Genomic DNA, 15,563 nt, shown 5'->3' with positions numbered 1-15,563 from the left:
GCTGGGTAGACCAGCGGCCACGCCACGCCCGAATCCGCAACTCAACCCCGACACCGCCTGCCCGACCCCGAAACGATCACACCGGAATCAAGCCGGTGGATCCGGGCTCAGTACGCCAAGGATGTCGACGACTTCAGCCGTTCCTGAACCTGAGCCGCTCCTGCTTCTTCAGGCTGCTCGATGCTGTCCAGGTCGGTGAGGAGTCGCTCAACGTCGGCCACGAGCGATCCATAGACATGCCATGCGTTCAGATTGCTCAATGCCCCGCGCTCGATCAGACCGGTCACCGCGGCATGCCAGGTCAACATGCGATCGATCACTGTGCGCAACTGCCTTTGGGCGTCGCCTTGGTTTGCGTCGGCCGCCACCCCGACAGCGGCATATGTGGTGAACACCTGCCCCGCCAACTCGAGTGCTTCCCCGTACCGGACAGCGAACTCCTGCTTCAGGCCGTGGCCGGTGTCCTGGTCGATGTTGTCGGCCAGAGTCCTGGCGATGCCTCGAACCTGGAACGACGCCGTATGGAGAACCTCCAGGGCGTACGCGTGGACATCGGACATGTGGTGCCGGCGGGCGGCTGCACGGGCGTTCCAGCGAAGGCTTTCGGCTGCCTTCCGCACCTCGTCGCGGGCTTCCGCGACTTGCTGCTCCAGCTCTCGCGTCCTCTCCAGCCAGATGTGCGCGCGACTTGGAGACCGGCCTTCCGTCAAGCCACGGCCCATGTCCTGCAACAGCGTGCCCATGCAGCGGGCCAGACTGCGCACAGCGGTGTCGGACTGACCGAGGTACGTCGGCGGAAAGACCAGGGCGTTTATCGCGATTCCCACCATGGCGCCGCCAAGGGTGGAGACAACGGGGACGACCACATGTCCCACCGGAGCGGCAGCGGCAGCCGTCAGGCTGATCACCGCGGTCGAGGCGACTTGGAGGCGGTCCTCGCCGTTGCGACGTCCACCGCTGACCAGCACCACCATCAGGACGGCCACGATGGCTCCAGCGGTGGCGCCGAGCAACCAGGCGGCGGCGACGGCCAGGGACACGCCTGATACCTGGATCGCCACCCGGCGCACAGCATGGACCACCGAACTGTAGACCGTGGACGCATTGGCCATGACCAACGCCGTGCCCACGCCCAGGAACTGTTGCTGCCCTGGTAGCCACAAGGCGATGAGCCGCCATGTGAGCACCGCTGCGATCAGGCTCTTCACGCCATGACTCAGGACGTACCCACCCCTGCTCGCGCGGATCGTGCTCATCCCGCGCAGTGCGGTCGTCCAGGTCTGTGGTGTTGCTCCTGCGATTCCACGGCGCATGCCGAGGAGAAAATGATCCATATCGCTGTTCCGCCGGTGGGGCATCTCGATGACGTCAGGTGCTGCTTGTCGCGGTGTCGTACGTGGCCGCGACGAGACCGCTGGTTTTCACCCGTTTGCCGGATGCTTCGAGCATTTCACCGCAGAACCGGCAAAACTACGGCGAAAGCATGGAAATATCGGGTGCCGGTTTGTGGTATCCACGAAGCCCTGTCATGAGCGACGCGGCAAGGACACCCGGGTGGCGCCGGCCGAGCTGTCCGTCCGGCACTTTGCGCTTCCCACTACAAGAGGTACTGTTTCCTGACGAAAAGAGGCAAATGTTAGGGTCGGCCTTGTGGAATCCGCGAACCCTGCTCCACCGGTGCGGCTCTCGAATGGGGCCCGGGAGGCCGTCGCCCTGATCTGCGCGCGCATCACCGAGGACCTGCCGGAGATCAGTCACGATGTCGTCCGGGGAATCCGGGCCGAGATTCCCGAATACGCCGTCGTGTCGACGGAGGAACACCGCGAGTTCGTGGTCCACGAGGGTCGCATGCTGCTGGCCGGCATCGCCGAGCAGAGCCTGCCGGGGGACGAGGAGATCGCGCACGCCCGGGAACTCGGCCGACGGCGTGCCCAGCAGGGCCTGCCTCTGGAACTGATGCTCGGCGCCTACCACATCACCTTTCGCGAGGCCTGGAACACGATCCTGCGGCAGGCCACGACCGACCACCCCGAGCACGTCGGCGACCTGACGCATCTGGTCACCCTCATCTGGACCTGGATCCGGATCCTCACTGGCAACGCCTCCGAGGCCTACAGCGAGGAACTCCAGCGCGCCCAGGTCACCCGCGCCACACTCGCCCACCGGCTGCTCGCAGCGCTCACCGCCGACCCCGTCCAGTTGGAGCAGGCGGCCCCGCCGGCCCAGGCGCTCGGCTACCAACCCGACGGCGAGTTCCAGGCGCTGTGCCTCCCCGCCGAGGACTGGCCGGACGACCGCACCGAACAACTGCGCAATCGACTGACCGCTCTGCCCGGCGAACTCCACTGCGCCACCGCCGGCACCCGCCTCCTGGTCCTGGGCCAGCGGCACGACCCGGACGCCGTCACCGCGGCCGCCGCCGCAATCCCGTCACGGCGGGACGCCGGCGCGATCGGCACCGGCATGCCCCGGCCCGGCCTGGCCGGGGCGGCGGACAGCATCATCGACGCGACCCGGGCGCTGTCCCGGGCGGGCGGGCAGTCCGGCGTCGTGCACTTCGCCGACGCTTGGCTCGCCGCCAGCCTCGGCGAGCAGGCCACTCGCTTGGCCCCGCTGTTCACCAAGGCCGTGTCCACCTCGCGCACGGACCCCCACCTGGCCCAGGCCGTGGTCGCATTCGCAGACCACGGTCTGTCGGTGGCCGCCGCGGCCCGCGGACTGCACTTGCACCCGAACTCGCTGGCTTACCGGCTCAGCCGGTGGCACGAACTCACCGGATTCGATCCGCGCACGGGCGACGGACTCGTCGCATCCCTGGTCGCGCTCCGCCTCTATCCCACGACCTAGCTGAATTGACCTGAGGCGTTGCTGACGCGGCTGATCGGTGGGTGCGGCGCCCTGGTGATGGCGCCGTGTCGCGTCACGGGTACGTCATCCTCGGTTACCCGTGTCAGGCCGCCGTAGCACTTTGTCCGGAATGCGGCACCGCGCCCATCAGGAGAAAGACTACGAGAACTTGTAGTCGGGCACCGCTGGGCCGTCGTCGCCCGAACCTAGATTGGCACATGTAGGTAATCGACCCGCAGTCCAGCGAAGGTGGCCGGCCGTTTCCAGATGGTCTGGTCCTCGCTATCCACTGCCGTCGCCGAGCGGCACTTCGCCGTCGCATTCTCACAAGGAGCCGTTGTGTCTCGACTTCCCTACCCCGACCGGCAGGCATTCCCCAAGGAACTGCGCGACTTCCTCGACCAGTTGCCGCAGCACGCAGCATTCGACATGCTGTCGCACTCGCAGGCCACCGTTGAGGTCTTCCTCCGGCAGGGCCAGGCGCAATTCACCCAGCTGGCACTCTCCCCACGAAACCGCGAACTGGCCATTCTGACCACAGCCAGCGCAACGGACTGCGCATACGAATTCACGCAGCACGTGCCGATCTCAGCATCCGTCGGCGTGCCGGACGCCGTACGGGATGCGATCAAGCGCAAGGACTTCAACGCTCCGGAGCTCCCCGACGACGATCGCGCCATCATTCGCTTTGTGGCCGCCGTCGTCGCCGCTCCGACCGTTTCCGGCGAGATCCTCTCCGCCGTCGAAGAGCGCCTCACTTCACGCGAGATTCTCGAGATCATGCAGGTGACCGGCTTCTACTGGTCCTTCGGGCGGGTTTGCACCGTTCTCGAGGTGGAGGTCGAGAAGGATCACGGCGACGCCGTGATCGACGCCAGTCGGCGAATGTAGCTACCGGCGCCGCGTCGTCTCGGTGACAGACGTCAACCGTGCCGTTGCCCGCATGGCAGGCCCGGACGCCGGCTTTCAATCCTTCATGCATCGTCCGGAGCGATGCACACCACCCCCAGGGAATTGCACACCATGAACACCGTGGACGCGGAATCGTTCCGCAACGTGACCATCGTCGGCGCAGGCGTCATCGGCATGTCCTGGGCCGCCCTGTGCCTCGCCCACGGATGCGAGGTCATTATCAGCGACCCGGCCCCCACAACGGAGAGCCAGGTGTGTGTAGGCCTGGCCGACATCGCCTCCACGCTGGAAGAGCTCGGTAGGAGGACCGCCGATCTGACTGCCCGTCTGCGTTTCGAGGCCGATCTGGCCGCCGCGGTGGCCGACGCCGACGTAGTGCAGGAGAACGGTCCGGAGCGCCTGGAAATCAAGCACCAGATATGGGCCACCATCGAGGAGAACGCTCCCGCCCATGCGCTCTTCGCCACCTCGACCTCCGGTCTTCCGGCCGGCGAGATCGCCACGGTCCTCAAGCGGCCCGAGCGCCTGATCGTCGGCCACCCGTTCAACCCGCCGCACCTGGTGCCGCTTGTCGAGATCGTTCCGGGCAAGCGCACCTCCGAGGAGACCATTGAGAGGGCACGCGCCTTCTACAGTGCGCTGGGCAAGAAGCCCCAGGTCCTGCGCAAGGAAGTTCCGGGTTTCGTCGCGAACCGTCTGCAGGCGGCCTTCTTCCGCGAGTGCGTCCATCTGGTAGCCGAGGGAGTCGTGACCGAGCAGGAACTCGACGAGCTGGTCACCTCCTCGATCGGCCCGCGCTGGGCGGTTGCCGGGCCCTTCCAGAGCTTTCATCTCGGCGGTGGATCCGGCGGGTTCGCTCACTTCCTCTCGCATCTCGCGCCCGCGATGGAGCAGAGCTGGAAGTACCTGGGAAACCCGACGTTCGACGAGGCCACGGTCAAGCTCCTGAGCGAGCAGGCCGAGGCCTACCTCGGTGACCGCCCCATCGAGGAACTCGCCGCTCACCGGGACCGGGCGCAGATCGCCCTCATGCGAGCGCTGGGTGGGCTTCCGCCCGCTTCCACCCGGTAGAGACGCTATCGGCGATCTCGACCTCCAGGGCGCCCTGACGCCACCGCGGCGGCCGGTGTGCGAGACCGCCCGCCGAGGCCGGGTCGAGGCGCGGGGGACGGTACGCCCCGCACCGCAGCGGGTGCGCGGCGCAGCATGTCGATCCGCCTCAGGGTGGAGCGCCCGCCGAGCGGGCTGGACCTGCCCAGAGCTCGGGCACTCCGGCCGGCAGCGGTGGCCGTCGGCCGGGCGCGCGGGCGCGGTGACCGGGCCCATCCGGGCGACCAGCACCTCGGCACTGTCGAGCGCCGTGACCAGCTCGTCCTCGATGTCGCCGGCCTCGCTCACCTCGGCGCAGCGGGTCGTAGTGGCCGCCCAGCGCCATCAGATGGATGCCGCGCTGCCCGGCGAGGAGGTTGACCGCCTCCAGGAAGCTGGTGACGACCGTCAGCGGCGTGATCTCGCGAGCCGCAGCCGGCGGGCCATCTCCAGGACGGTGGTGAGTCGTCGAGGAGGACCGCCATGCCGGGCTCGATGTGCCGCATGGCGTGCGCGGCGAGCGCGGCCTTCCGCGGGCGCACGGTCATCAGCCGTCGAGCCCTCGGTTCCGGGTCCGGCGTGCCTGGCGGCCAAGGCATCGGTGCAGGTCGTGAACGTGGGCCTGGCGCCGACCAGCAATCCTGGTCACACTGCGGGCATGGGCGAACCCGGGCTGTTCACGCCGAACTCCGTGACCTGGCAGATGCACGGCGACCCCATGATGTGGGTCGCCGGCGTCCGCGCGCTGTACCTCCAGGCCCTGCATCCCCGCGCCGTTCGCGGCGTCATGCAGAACTCCGACTTCCGGCGCGACGCCTGGGGCCGGCTGATGCGCACCGCGAACTTCGTCGGGACGACGACGTACGGCACGACCGAGGCGGCCGAGAGAGCCGGCGCCCGGGTGCGGAAGATCCACAGCATGCTGACGGCGACCGACCCGGACACCGGCGAGCGATACGGCGTCGACGAACCCGCGCTGCTGCTCTGGGTGCACTGCGCGGAGATCGACTCCTATCTGCACGTCCTGCGCCGCTCCGGCTTCCCGCTCACCGATACGCAGGCCGACCGTTACATAGCCGAACACCGGGTCAGTGCCCGTCTGGTGGGCCTCGACCCGCAGACCGTGCCGGCGAGCCGGGACCAACTCGCCGCGTACTTCGAAAAAGTGCGGCCGGAGTTGGCGGCGGGACCCGAGGCACGCGAGGTGGACGACTTCCTGCTCCGACCTCCGACGCACCCCCTTCTGGTCCCGGCGCGCGAGGTGCTGTGGCGGCGCGTGGCGCACCTGGCGTACGCCGCTCTGCCGCCGTACGCCCACGAGTTGTACGGCAGACCGGCTCCCGCACCCGCCGTCGTCACACGCCGGCTGCGGGCGACGGGCGCGCTGCTGCGGTGCGTTCCCGCACGTGTGCGCTGGCAACTGCCGCCCAAACACATCCTGCGGGCCATGGCGCGGCTCGGACCGGGGGCGCGTCCGGCACCGTACAAAGTCGGGCGATAGGCCGCCATACTGGACGAGCAGGGGGGTGTGGCGTGGATCGGGTCGGCGCGGTGGGGCGCGGTCCCGAGCCGGCCTTCCGGCGGCGGGGCGGACGGCGACGGGGGCGGCGGATCGCTATGGGGGAGAACAGGCTGGTTCAGGGCCGGTACCGGCTGCTCGACGTGATCGGGCGGGGCGGAATGGGCGAGGTGTGGCGGGCCCGGGACGAGCCCCTGGGGCGGCAGGTCGCCGTGAAGTGCCTCAAACCGCTCGGCCCGTACCACGATCCGTCCCTCGCCCGTGTCCTGCGCGAGCGCTTCCGCCGCGAGGCCCGGGTGGCCGCCGGCCTCTCGCACCGCGGGGTGACCGTCGTCCACGACTTCGGCGAGTCCGACGGGGTCCCGTATCTGGTGATGGAGTTCCTGGAGGGCCGCGACCTCAGCAGGCTGCTGCAGGACAACAAGGGTCATCCGCTGCCGGTTGAGGACGTGGAGGACATCGCCGCACAGGTCGCCGCCGCTCTCGCCTACACCCATCGACAGGGCGTCGTCCACCGTGACCTGAAACCCGCCAACGTTGTCCGGCTGACCGACGGGACCGTGAAGATCTGTGACTTCGGCATCGCCCGCCTCGGCCACGACATCGGCTTCACCGCCCGGCTGACCGGCACCGGCGTCGCGCTGGGCACCCCGCACTACATGTCCCCGGAACAGATCGGCGGCGACGCGGTGGACCAGCGCAGCGACCTGTACTCGCTGGGCTGCGTGCTGTACGAAATCGCCACCGGGGCACCGCCGTTCGATCTGGAGGACGCCTGGGCGATCCTCATCGGCCACCGCGACACCCCACCGCGGCCCCCACGCGAACACCGCCCGGAACTGCCCGGTCACCTGGAGCGGATCATCCTCGACCTGCTGGCCAAACGGCCCGAGGAACGGCCGTACGACGCGGGGGAGTTGGTCCGCCGGCTCCGAGGCGGGCGCACCACGGGCGCCCTTCCGGGGACCGTCGAATCCCCGCTCCCGGACGCCGGGGGCCGGAGCCGGCCGCCGGCCTGGACTCACGGCATGACCACCGGCCCCAAGGCGCTCGGCACCGGCCTCGGAGCGCTGCCGCCGGTGTCGGGGGCGATGCTGTCGTGCCGGTGGGCTGCCGCACCCCCTGCGGAGCGCAGCGCGCGGCACCGCGAGGCCGTCCGGCTCGCCGGGCTCGGCCGGTGGGCCGAGGCGGGCGAGGCGCACCGGGCCGTGGCCGCCGAACGGGCCGCCCTCCTCGGCCCCGACCACCCCGAGACCCTGGCCGGCCGCTACGAGGCGGCCTTCGCCCTCGTCCGCGCCGGCCGGGTCGCCGAGGCGCTGGCCGCCTACACGGACGTCGCCGAGGCCAGAGCGCGCGTGCTCGGCGCCGACCATCTCGACACCCTCGCCGCCCGCCAGGAGACGGCCTACGCGCTGAGCCGGCTGGGCCGCCACTTCGAGGCCCACCAGGTCTACGCGGAGGTGCTGGCCGCCCGGGTGCGCACCATGGGCCCCGACCACCCCGACACCCTGCGCTGCCGCCACAACCTCGCCTGCACCCTCGGCCGGCTCGGCCGTCTGGACGACGCCCGCCGTACGGCGCTGGAGGTGGCCGCCGCCCGGGCCCGGGTGCTCGGTGCCGACCACCCGGACACCCTGGTCTCGCGCTGCGAAGTCGCCTACGTCCAGGGCCAGTCGGGCCGGTGGCAGGAGGCGCTGCGCCTCTACCGCGAGGTCGCCGAGGCCAGAGCGCGCGTGCTCGGCGCCGACCATCCCGACACCCTCGCCGCCCGCTACGAGACCGCCCTCAGCCTCGGCCGCCTCGGCCGCAGCGCGGACGCCCTGCGCCTGTACCGCGAGCTGATCGTGGACCGCACCCGCGTCCAGGGCCCCACCCACCCCGAGACCCTGCGCGCCCGGCACGGCCTCGGGGTCAACCTCGGCCGGCTCGGCCGCTGGGAGGACGCCCTGACCGAGGCCCGGGACGTCTGTCTGCTGCGCGAGCAGGTCCTCGGGCCCGCGCACCCCGACACCCTCGTCAGCCGCCGCGAGATCGCGGTCGCCCTCGGGTGGCTGGGCCGCTGGGCGCAGGCCCTCACCGAGTACCGGCAGGTCGCCGCCACCCGTGAGCAGACCCTCGGCCCCGACCACCCCGACACCCTCACCGCGCGCGGCGACGAGGCCCACTGCCTGGAGCGCCTCGGCCGCAGCACCGAGGCCGGCGAGCTGTACCGCAGGGTCGCGGCGGTCCACCGACGGCATGCGTCCGGCGCGGGCTGAGGGAGGACGCCCGCCGGCGGCTACCTGACCTGGGTCGTGTGAGGTGGGGTGGCGGGTCGGCGTCGCTGATTCGGGCGTGTGAGCGAGGGTGCCGGCACAAGACGATGCACAAGGGCGTGTGAGGGACCGTCCGCCTTCGGTCCATGATCAAGACCGCGCGATCCGAGCCGCCCACGCGCAGCCCCCCGGCCTTCGCCCGGGTCCGGAGGCCGCCTGCCCCGGGCGCCCCCACCCGACGCCGCCCCGCCCGTCGGCGACGCGACTGGCCCCGCCCGAGGCCGCCAGCCTCTGCTCGATGCCCCGGCCCGTGCCTCTGCCCGATGCCGCCTGGCCCCGCCCGAGGCCGGCCCCCAAGCCTCCCGGCCCCCAAGGCCCCCACCTCCAGCCGACACCCCCCGACCGCCGGACGCCACCCGCCCCCGGCCGGGGGCGTACCTCTGGCCGTCATGGATCACCACGTGTTACGAAGAACCATGCCTGCCAACGAGCACACCCGCACATACGACGCCGTCATCGTCGGCGGAGGACACAACGGCCTGGTCGCCGCCGCCTATCTGGCCCGGGCCGGCCGTTCGGTGCTGGTGCTGGAGCGGCTGGACCACACCGGCGGTGCCGCGATCTCCACCCGCCCCTTCGCCGGCGTCGACGCCCGGCTCTCGCGCTACTCCTACCTGGTCAGCCTGCTGCCGCAGAAGATCGTGCGCGACCTCGGCCTGGAGTTCCGCGTCCGCTCGCGCACCATCTCCTCGTACACCCCGGCGGAGCGGGACGGCCGGCCCACCGGACTCCTCGTCGGCGGCGGGGAGGAGCGCACCAGGGAGGCCTTCGCCCGGCTGACCGGCGGCGAGCGCGAGTACCAGGCCTGGCAGCGCTTCTACGGCATGACCACGCGCGTCGCCGAACGCGTCTTCCCGACCCTCACCGAGCCCCTGCCCAGCCGCGACGAACTGCGCCGCCGCATCGACGACGAGACCGCCTGGCGGGCCCTGTTCGAGGAGCCGATCGGCGTCGCCGTCGAGGAGAACTTCACGGACGACCTGGTCCGGGGCGTGGTGCTCACCGACGCCCTGATCGGCACCTTCGCCGACGCCCACGACCCCTCCCTCGCGCAGAACCGCTGCTTCCTCTACCACGTCATCGGCGGCGGCACCGGCGCCTGGGACGTGCCCGTCGGCGGCATGGGCGCCCTCACCGACGCCCTGGCCGCCGCGGCCCGTTCGGCGGGCGCGGTCCTCGCGACCGGGCACGAGGCGGTCCGGATCGCCACCGACGGACACACCGCCGAGGTCACCTACCGCACGGCCGACGGCGAGGGCGTCGCCGCCGCCCGGCACGTCCTGGTGAACGCCTCCCCGCAGGAACTGGCCGCCCTCACCGGCGACCCGTCGCCCGAGCCCGCCGAAGGCGCCCAGCTCAAGGTCAACATGCTGCTCACCCGGCTGCCCAGGCTGCGCGACCCGGCCGTCGACCCGCGCGAGGCCTTCGCCGGCACCTTCCACATCGCCGAGAGCTACCGGCAGCTCGCCACCGCCCACGCCCAGGCCGCCGCCGGTGAACTACCCGCCGTACCGCCCTCGGAGATCTACTGCCACTCCCTGACCGACCCCACCATCCTCGGCCCCGACCTCGCCGAGCGCGGCTACCAGACCCTTACGTTGTTCGGTCTGCACACGCCGGCCCGGCTCTTCGACCGGGACAACGACGCCGTACGCGAGGAGCTGCTGAAGTCCACCCTCGACCAGCTCGACGCCCACCTCGCCGAACCCCTCGGCGACTGCCTGGCCACCGACGCCGACGGCCGCCCCTGCATCGAGGCGAAGACCCCGCTCGACCTGGAGAGGGACCTCAGGCTGCCCGGCGGCAACATCTTCCACCGGGCCCTGTCCTGGCCGTACACCCAGGAGGGCACGGGCCGTTGGGGCGTGGAGACCCCGCACGCGAACGTCCTGCTGTGCGGCGCGGGCGCGGTGCGCGGGGGAGGGGTGAGCGGGGTGCCGGGACACAACGCGGCGATGGCGGTGCTGGAGGCCACCGCGTAACCGACGCCGAAGCCCGCAAAGAATCTGACGGGACGTCAGAAAAGCTCTTCCGTCGTCCGGCCGGCTGCGGCATCCTGCGCCCATGCAGACGGAGCTGAGCAGGAAACTGGGAGTCGAGCACGCCGTCTTCGGCTTCACGCCGTTCCCCGCCGTCGCCGCGGCCATCAGCCGGGCCGGCGGCTTCGGTGTGCTCGGCGCGGTCCGCTACACCGCCCCCGACGACCTCAAACGCGACCTCGACTGGCTCGACGCGCACGCCGGCGGCCTGCCCTACGGGCTCGATGTCGTCATGCCCGCGAAGAAGGTCGAGGGAGTGACCGAGGCGGACGTCGAGGCGATGATCCCGGAGGAGCACCGGCGGTTCGTGCGGGACACCCTCGCCCGCTACGGCGTCCCCGAGCCGGCCGAGGGAGAGGCGTCCGGGTGGCGTATCACCGGCTGGATGGAGCAGGTCGCCCGCTCCCAGCTCGACGTCGCCTTCGGATATCCGATCAAGCTGCTGGCCAACGCCCTCGGCTCCCCGCCCGCCGACGTCGTCGCCCGCGCCCACGACCGGGGCGTGCTGGTCGCCGCGCTCGCGGGCAGCGCCCGGCACGCCCGCAAGCACCGGGAGGCGGGCATCGACATCGTCGTCGCCCAGGGCTACGAGGCCGGCGGCCACACCGGCGAGATCGCCACCATGGTGCTCACCCCCGAGATCGTCGAGGCCGTCGACCCGCTGCCCGTCCTGGCCGCGGGTGGCATCGGCAGCGGACAGCAGGTGGCGGCGGCCCTCGCACTCGGCGCTCAGGGTGTGTGGCTGGGCTCTGTATGGCTGACCACCACAGAAGCGGACCTGCACTCGACCGCCCTGACCCGCAAGCTGCTCGCCGCCGGGTCCGGCGACACCGTCCGCTCCCGTGCCCTCACGGGCAAGCCCGCACGCCAGCTCCGCACCGAGTGGACCGACGCCTGGGACGACCCGGCCGGACCCGGCACCCTGCCCATGCCGCTGCAGGGGCTGCTCGTGGCCGAGGCGGTCTCCCGGATCCAGAAGTACGAGGTCGAACCGCTGCTCGGTACGCCGGTCGGGCAGATCGTCGGCCGGATGAGCAGCGAACGCAGCGTCGAGGCCGTCTTCGACGACCTCACCCGCGGCTTCGAGAAGGCCGTGGACCGCATCAACCGCATCGCTGGAAGGAGCGGCACGTGACCAGCACGCCTCCCGCCGGATTCTGGGCGCAGGCCGCGCAGAACCCCGACCGCCCGGTCCTCGTCGCGCCCGACGGCGAGGAGTGGACCGCCGGACGGCTGCTCGGCGCCGCCAACCGGCTCGTCCACGGGCTGCGCGCGGCCGGCCTGGAGCGCGGCGACGCCTTCGCCGTCGTCCTGCCGGGCGGCGTCGAGTTCGTCACCGCCTACCTGGCCGCCACCCAGGCCGGCCTCTACCTGGTCCCGGTCAACCACCACCTGGTCGGCCCCGAGATCGCCTGGATCGTCGCCGATTCCGGCGCCAAGGTGCTCATCGCCCACGAGCGGTTCGCCGCCGCCGCGCGCTCCGCCGCCGACGAGGCGGGACTGCCCGCCACCCACCGGTACGCGGTCGGCGAGGCCGAGGGCTTTCGACCGTACACCCAACTGCTCGACGGGCGACCGGGGTTCGCGCCCGAGGGCCGGGAACTCGGCTGGGTCATGAACTACACCTCCGGTACGACGGGACGCCCGCGCGGCATCCGCCGCCCGCTGCCCGGCAGGGCCCCCGAGGAGGCCTATCTGGGCGGCTTCCTCGGGATCTTCGGCATCAAGCCGTTCGACGACAACGTCCACCTCGTCTGCTCACCGCTGTACCACACGGCCGTCCTGCAGTTCGCGGGCGCGTCCCTGCACATAGGCCACCGCCTGGTCCTGATGGACAAGTGGACCCCCGAGGAGATGCTCCGCCGCATCCAGACCCACCGGTGCACGCACACCCATATGGTCCCGACCCAGTTCCATCGGCTGCTGGCCCTCCCGGACGAGGTGAAGGACCGCTACGACGTCACATCCATGCGGCACGCCATCCACGGCGCCGCACCCTGCCCGGACCACGTCAAACGGGCGATGATCGACTGGTGGGGGCACTGTGTGGAGGAGTACTACGCGGCCAGCGAGGGCGGCGGCGCCTTCGCCACCGCCGAGGACTGGCTGAAGAAGCCCGGTACGGTCGGCAAGGCCTGGCCCATCAGCGAACTGGCGGTCTACGACGACGACGGCAACCGGCTCCCGCCCGGCCGACTCGGCACCGTCTACATGAAGATGACCACCGGCGGCTTCTCGTACCACAAGGACGAGGCCAAGACCCGCAAGAACCGCATCGGCGACTTCTTCACCGTCGGCGACCTCGGCTACCTCGACGAGGACGGCTATCTCTTCCTCCGCGACCGCAAGATCGACATGATCATCTCCGGCGGGGTGAACATCTACCCGGCCGAGATCGAGTCCGTGCTGCTGTCCCACCCGGCCGTCGCCGACGCGGCCGCCTTCGGCATCCCGCACGACGACTGGGGCGAGGAGGTCAAGGCCGTGGTCGAACCGGCCCCCGGGCACGAGCCGGGCCCGGCCCTCGCCGCCGCCCTCCTCGACCACTGCGCCGAGCGGCTCGCCGGCTACAAGCGGCCCAAGAGCGTCGACTTCATCGCCGAGATGCCCCGCGACCCCAACGGCAAGCTCTACAAGCGGCGGTTGCGGGACCCGTACTGGGAGGGGCGCATGCGGCCGGTGTGACCTGGGCGCGACACGGTGCCGGTGAGGTGTATCTCCTTGGCGGCCACCGTCACGGGACCGGCGGTCTCCGCGTACAGGTCGAGTGCCACCGGTCCGCCGGCGACTCCATGTGGTCTGCGCCGGCGGGGACCTTGACCTGTCTCCGCGGCGGACCCAGGATCATGAGCCATGACCCAGGGACACGGCAGCACGGTCGACGGGGTGCTGCGCCGCAGCGCCCGGCGCACCCCGGCCCGCCGCGCGGTGGAGTACGGCGAGCGCCGCTGGACGTACGAGGAACTCGACGACGCCGTCTCCCGCGCGGCCTCGGTGCTCCTCGCGGAGGGCCTCACACCCGGCGACCGGGTCGGCGCCTACGGCCACAACTCCGACGCCTACCTGATCGGCTTCCTGGCCTGCGCCCGTGCGGGCCTGGTCCATGTGCCGGTCAACCAGAACCTGACCGGGGACGACCTGGCCTACCTCGTCGGCCAGTCCGGCAGCACCCTGGTCCTCGCCGACCCGGACCTGGCCGGCCGACTCCCGGACGGCGTACGGGTGGTGCCGCTCAGGGACGCCGAGGGCTCGCTCCTCGCCCGGCTGGCGGACGCACCGCCGTACGACGGGCCCGAACCGCGCACCGAGGACCTGGTGCAACTGCTGTACACCTCCGGAACGACCGCCCTGCCCAAGGGCGCGATGATGACCCACCGGGCGCTCGTCCACGAGTACCTGAGCGCGATCACCGCGCTGGACCTGAGCGCCGGCGACCGTCCGGTGCACGCCCTGCCGCTGTACCACTCGGCCCAGATGCACGTGTTCCTGCTGCCGTACCTCGCCGTCGGCGCGACCAACATCATCCTGGACGCGCCCGACGGGGACCGGCTGCTCGACCTGATCGAGGCGGGCCGCGTCGACAGCCTGTTCGCGCCGCCCACGGTGTGGATCGCGCTGGCGGGCCGGCCCGACTTCGCCACCCGCCGGCTCGACGGACTGGGCAAGGCCTACTACGGCGCGTCGATCATGCCCGTCCCAGTGCTGCAGCGGCTGCGCGAGCGCCTGCCGCGGCTCGCCTTCTACAACTGCTTCGGGCAGAGCGAGATCGGCCCGCTGGCCACGGTCCTCGGCCCCGACGAGCACGCGGGCCGGCTGGACTCCTGCGGACGGACCGTGCTGTTCGTGGACGCACGGGTCGTGGACGAGCAGGGCCAGGACGTGCCCGCCGGCACGCCCGGCGAGATCGTCTACCGCTCACCGCAGTTGTGCGAGGGCTACTGGGACAAGCCCGAGGAGACCGCCGAGGCCTTCCGGGACGGCTGGTTCCACTCCGGGGACCTCGCGGTGCGCGACGCCGACGGCTACTTCACGATCGTGGACCGCGTGAAGGACGTCATCAACTCCGGTGGCGTACTGGTGGCTTCACGCCAGGTCGAGGACGCCCTGTACACCCACGAGGCGGTGGCCGAGGCCGCTGTGATCGGCCTGCCCGACGAGCGGTGGATCGAGGCCGTCACGGCGGTAGTCGTCCTGCGCGGCGAGGTGACGGAGGACCAGCTCATCGCCCACGTGAAGGAGAAGCTCGCACCCTTCAAGGCGCCCAAACGGGTGCTGTTCGTGGACGAGTTGCCGCGCAACGCCAGCGGGAAGATCCTCAAGCGCGAACTGCGGGACCGCTTCAGCGGCTAGCCGAGGCCGTCGGCGGTCTTCGACGGCAGCAGGGCGTCGGCCAGCAATCGCCACTGGGGCAGCGCCGATTCGCCCGGCTCCACGCCGATCACCTGCACGGCGACGTGATCGGCGCCCGCCTCCACATGCCCGTGCAGCTTCCGTACGACCGTGTCCGGGTCGCCCCAGAACACGAGGTTGTCCACGAACCGGTCGCTGCCGCCGCCGGAGAGGTCGTCGTCGCTGTAGCCCAGCCGACGGAACTTGGCGATGTTGTAAGGGGTTTCGAGGTAGCCCTGCAGGTGCCGGCGCGCGAGGGCGCGGGCCCGGTCCGGGTCGGTCTCGAACAGCACGGCGTGCTCGACGGCCAGGAAGGCGTCCGGCCCGAGGACCTCCCGCGCCTGCGCGGTGTGGGTCGTGTTCACCGGGTTCCTCCGAGGATGCCCCGGCCTTCAGGCCGGGGAGGAATCGGACTCCTGCGGAGCAGGGCAGGGATAGCCGGATCGCCGTCAG

11 protein-coding genes are annotated in these 15,563 nt (G+C 71.3%); 9 read left to right on the top strand and 2 right to left on the bottom strand.

Annotation, left to right across the window (positions count from 1 at the left end):
- Window positions 1–107: 107 nt before the first annotated feature.
- Window positions 108–1,334 (bottom strand): aromatic acid exporter family protein, encoded by a 1,227-nt coding sequence (locus ACIBJF_RS47160; protein ID WP_399183875.1) that lies wholly within the window; start codon window positions 1,332–1,334, stop codon window positions 108–110.
- A 343-nt stretch (window positions 1,335–1,677) separates the two neighbouring features.
- On the opposite strand from ACIBJF_RS47160, the gene ACIBJF_RS47155 reads away from it, so the two are divergent.
- The 9 genes from ACIBJF_RS47155 to ACIBJF_RS47115 all read left to right on the top strand — a co-directional run bounded on the left by ACIBJF_RS47155 (window position 1,678) and on the right by ACIBJF_RS47115 (window position 15,071).
- Window positions 1,678–2,847, top strand: a complete 1,170-nt coding sequence (locus ACIBJF_RS47155) for a PucR family transcriptional regulator (RefSeq protein WP_399183873.1) — start codon at window positions 1,678–1,680, stop codon at window positions 2,845–2,847.
- A 339-nt stretch (window positions 2,848–3,186) separates the two neighbouring features.
- On the top strand, window positions 3,187–3,738 hold the full coding sequence (locus tag ACIBJF_RS47150) for a carboxymuconolactone decarboxylase family protein (RefSeq protein ID WP_399183871.1): 552 nt from the start codon (window positions 3,187–3,189) through the stop codon (window positions 3,736–3,738).
- A 165-nt stretch (window positions 3,739–3,903) separates the two neighbouring features.
- Window positions 3,904–4,830 (top strand): 3-hydroxyacyl-CoA dehydrogenase NAD-binding domain-containing protein, encoded by a 927-nt coding sequence (locus tag ACIBJF_RS47145; protein ID WP_399183870.1) that lies wholly within the window; start codon window positions 3,904–3,906, stop codon window positions 4,828–4,830.
- A 676-nt stretch (window positions 4,831–5,506) separates the two neighbouring features.
- Entirely contained in the window at window positions 5,507–6,349 is an 843-nt protein-coding gene (locus tag ACIBJF_RS47140; RefSeq protein WP_399183867.1) for an oxygenase MpaB family protein, read from the top strand.
- 116 nt (window positions 6,350–6,465) lie between these two features.
- Window positions 6,466–8,625, top strand: coding sequence for a tetratricopeptide repeat protein (locus ACIBJF_RS47135; protein WP_399183866.1), 2,160 nt, complete (start codon window positions 6,466–6,468; stop codon window positions 8,623–8,625).
- A gap of 473 nt (window positions 8,626–9,098) precedes the next feature.
- Entirely contained in the window at window positions 9,099–10,664 is a 1,566-nt protein-coding gene (locus ACIBJF_RS47130; RefSeq protein WP_399183864.1) for a phytoene desaturase family protein, read from the top strand.
- Between the two features lie 82 nt (window positions 10,665–10,746).
- Window positions 10,747–11,856 carry a nitronate monooxygenase gene (locus tag ACIBJF_RS47125; protein WP_399183862.1) on the top strand — a complete coding sequence of 370 codons (1,110 nt, stop codon included), beginning with the start codon at window positions 10,747–10,749 and terminating at the stop codon, window positions 11,854–11,856.
- Window positions 11,853–13,406: an acyl-CoA synthetase gene (locus tag ACIBJF_RS47120; protein WP_399183861.1), complete on the top strand. Its 1,554-nt coding sequence runs from the start codon at window positions 11,853–11,855 to the stop codon at window positions 13,404–13,406. The genes ACIBJF_RS47125 and ACIBJF_RS47120 overlap by 4 nt, the downstream gene beginning before the upstream one ends.
- A 168-nt stretch (window positions 13,407–13,574) precedes the next feature.
- A complete protein-coding gene (locus tag ACIBJF_RS47115) occupies window positions 13,575–15,071 on the top strand; it encodes an acyl-CoA synthetase (RefSeq protein WP_399183860.1) in 1,497 nt (498 codons plus the stop codon).
- Here ACIBJF_RS47115 and ACIBJF_RS47110 read toward each other — a convergent pair.
- Window positions 15,068–15,475 carry a hypothetical protein gene (locus tag ACIBJF_RS47110; RefSeq protein WP_399183858.1) on the bottom strand — a complete coding sequence of 136 codons (408 nt, stop codon included), beginning with the start codon at window positions 15,473–15,475 and terminating at the stop codon, window positions 15,068–15,070. The two genes, ACIBJF_RS47115 and ACIBJF_RS47110, sit on opposite strands and share 4 nt — an antisense overlap.
- Window positions 15,476–15,563 lie beyond the last annotated feature (88 nt).

Source organism: Streptomyces sp. NPDC050743 (assembly GCF_044456925.1).
Taxonomy (GTDB): Bacteria; Actinomycetota; Actinomycetes; order Streptomycetales; family Streptomycetaceae; genus Streptomyces.
The sequence above is the reverse complement of the archived record's forward strand: the minus strand, read 5'-3'. Positions and strand labels throughout refer to the sequence as shown.

Coding starts and splice junctions, on each gene's coding strand:
- ACIBJF_RS47130 (WP_399183864.1), top strand. CDS start 9,099: ATGCCTGCCAACGAGCACACCCGCACATACGACGCCGTCATCGTCGGC.
- ACIBJF_RS47135 (WP_399183866.1), top strand. CDS start 6,466: ATGGGGGAGAACAGGCTGGTTCAGGGCCGGTACCGGCTGCTCGACGTG.
- ACIBJF_RS47140 (WP_399183867.1), top strand. CDS start 5,507: ATGGGCGAACCCGGGCTGTTCACGCCGAACTCCGTGACCTGGCAGATG.
- ACIBJF_RS47115 (WP_399183860.1), top strand. CDS start 13,575: ATGACCCAGGGACACGGCAGCACGGTCGACGGGGTGCTGCGCCGCAGC.
- ACIBJF_RS47160 (WP_399183875.1), bottom strand. CDS start 1,334: ATGGATCATTTTCTCCTCGGCATGCGCCGTGGAATCGCAGGAGCAACA.
- ACIBJF_RS47125 (WP_399183862.1), top strand. CDS start 10,747: ATGCAGACGGAGCTGAGCAGGAAACTGGGAGTCGAGCACGCCGTCTTC.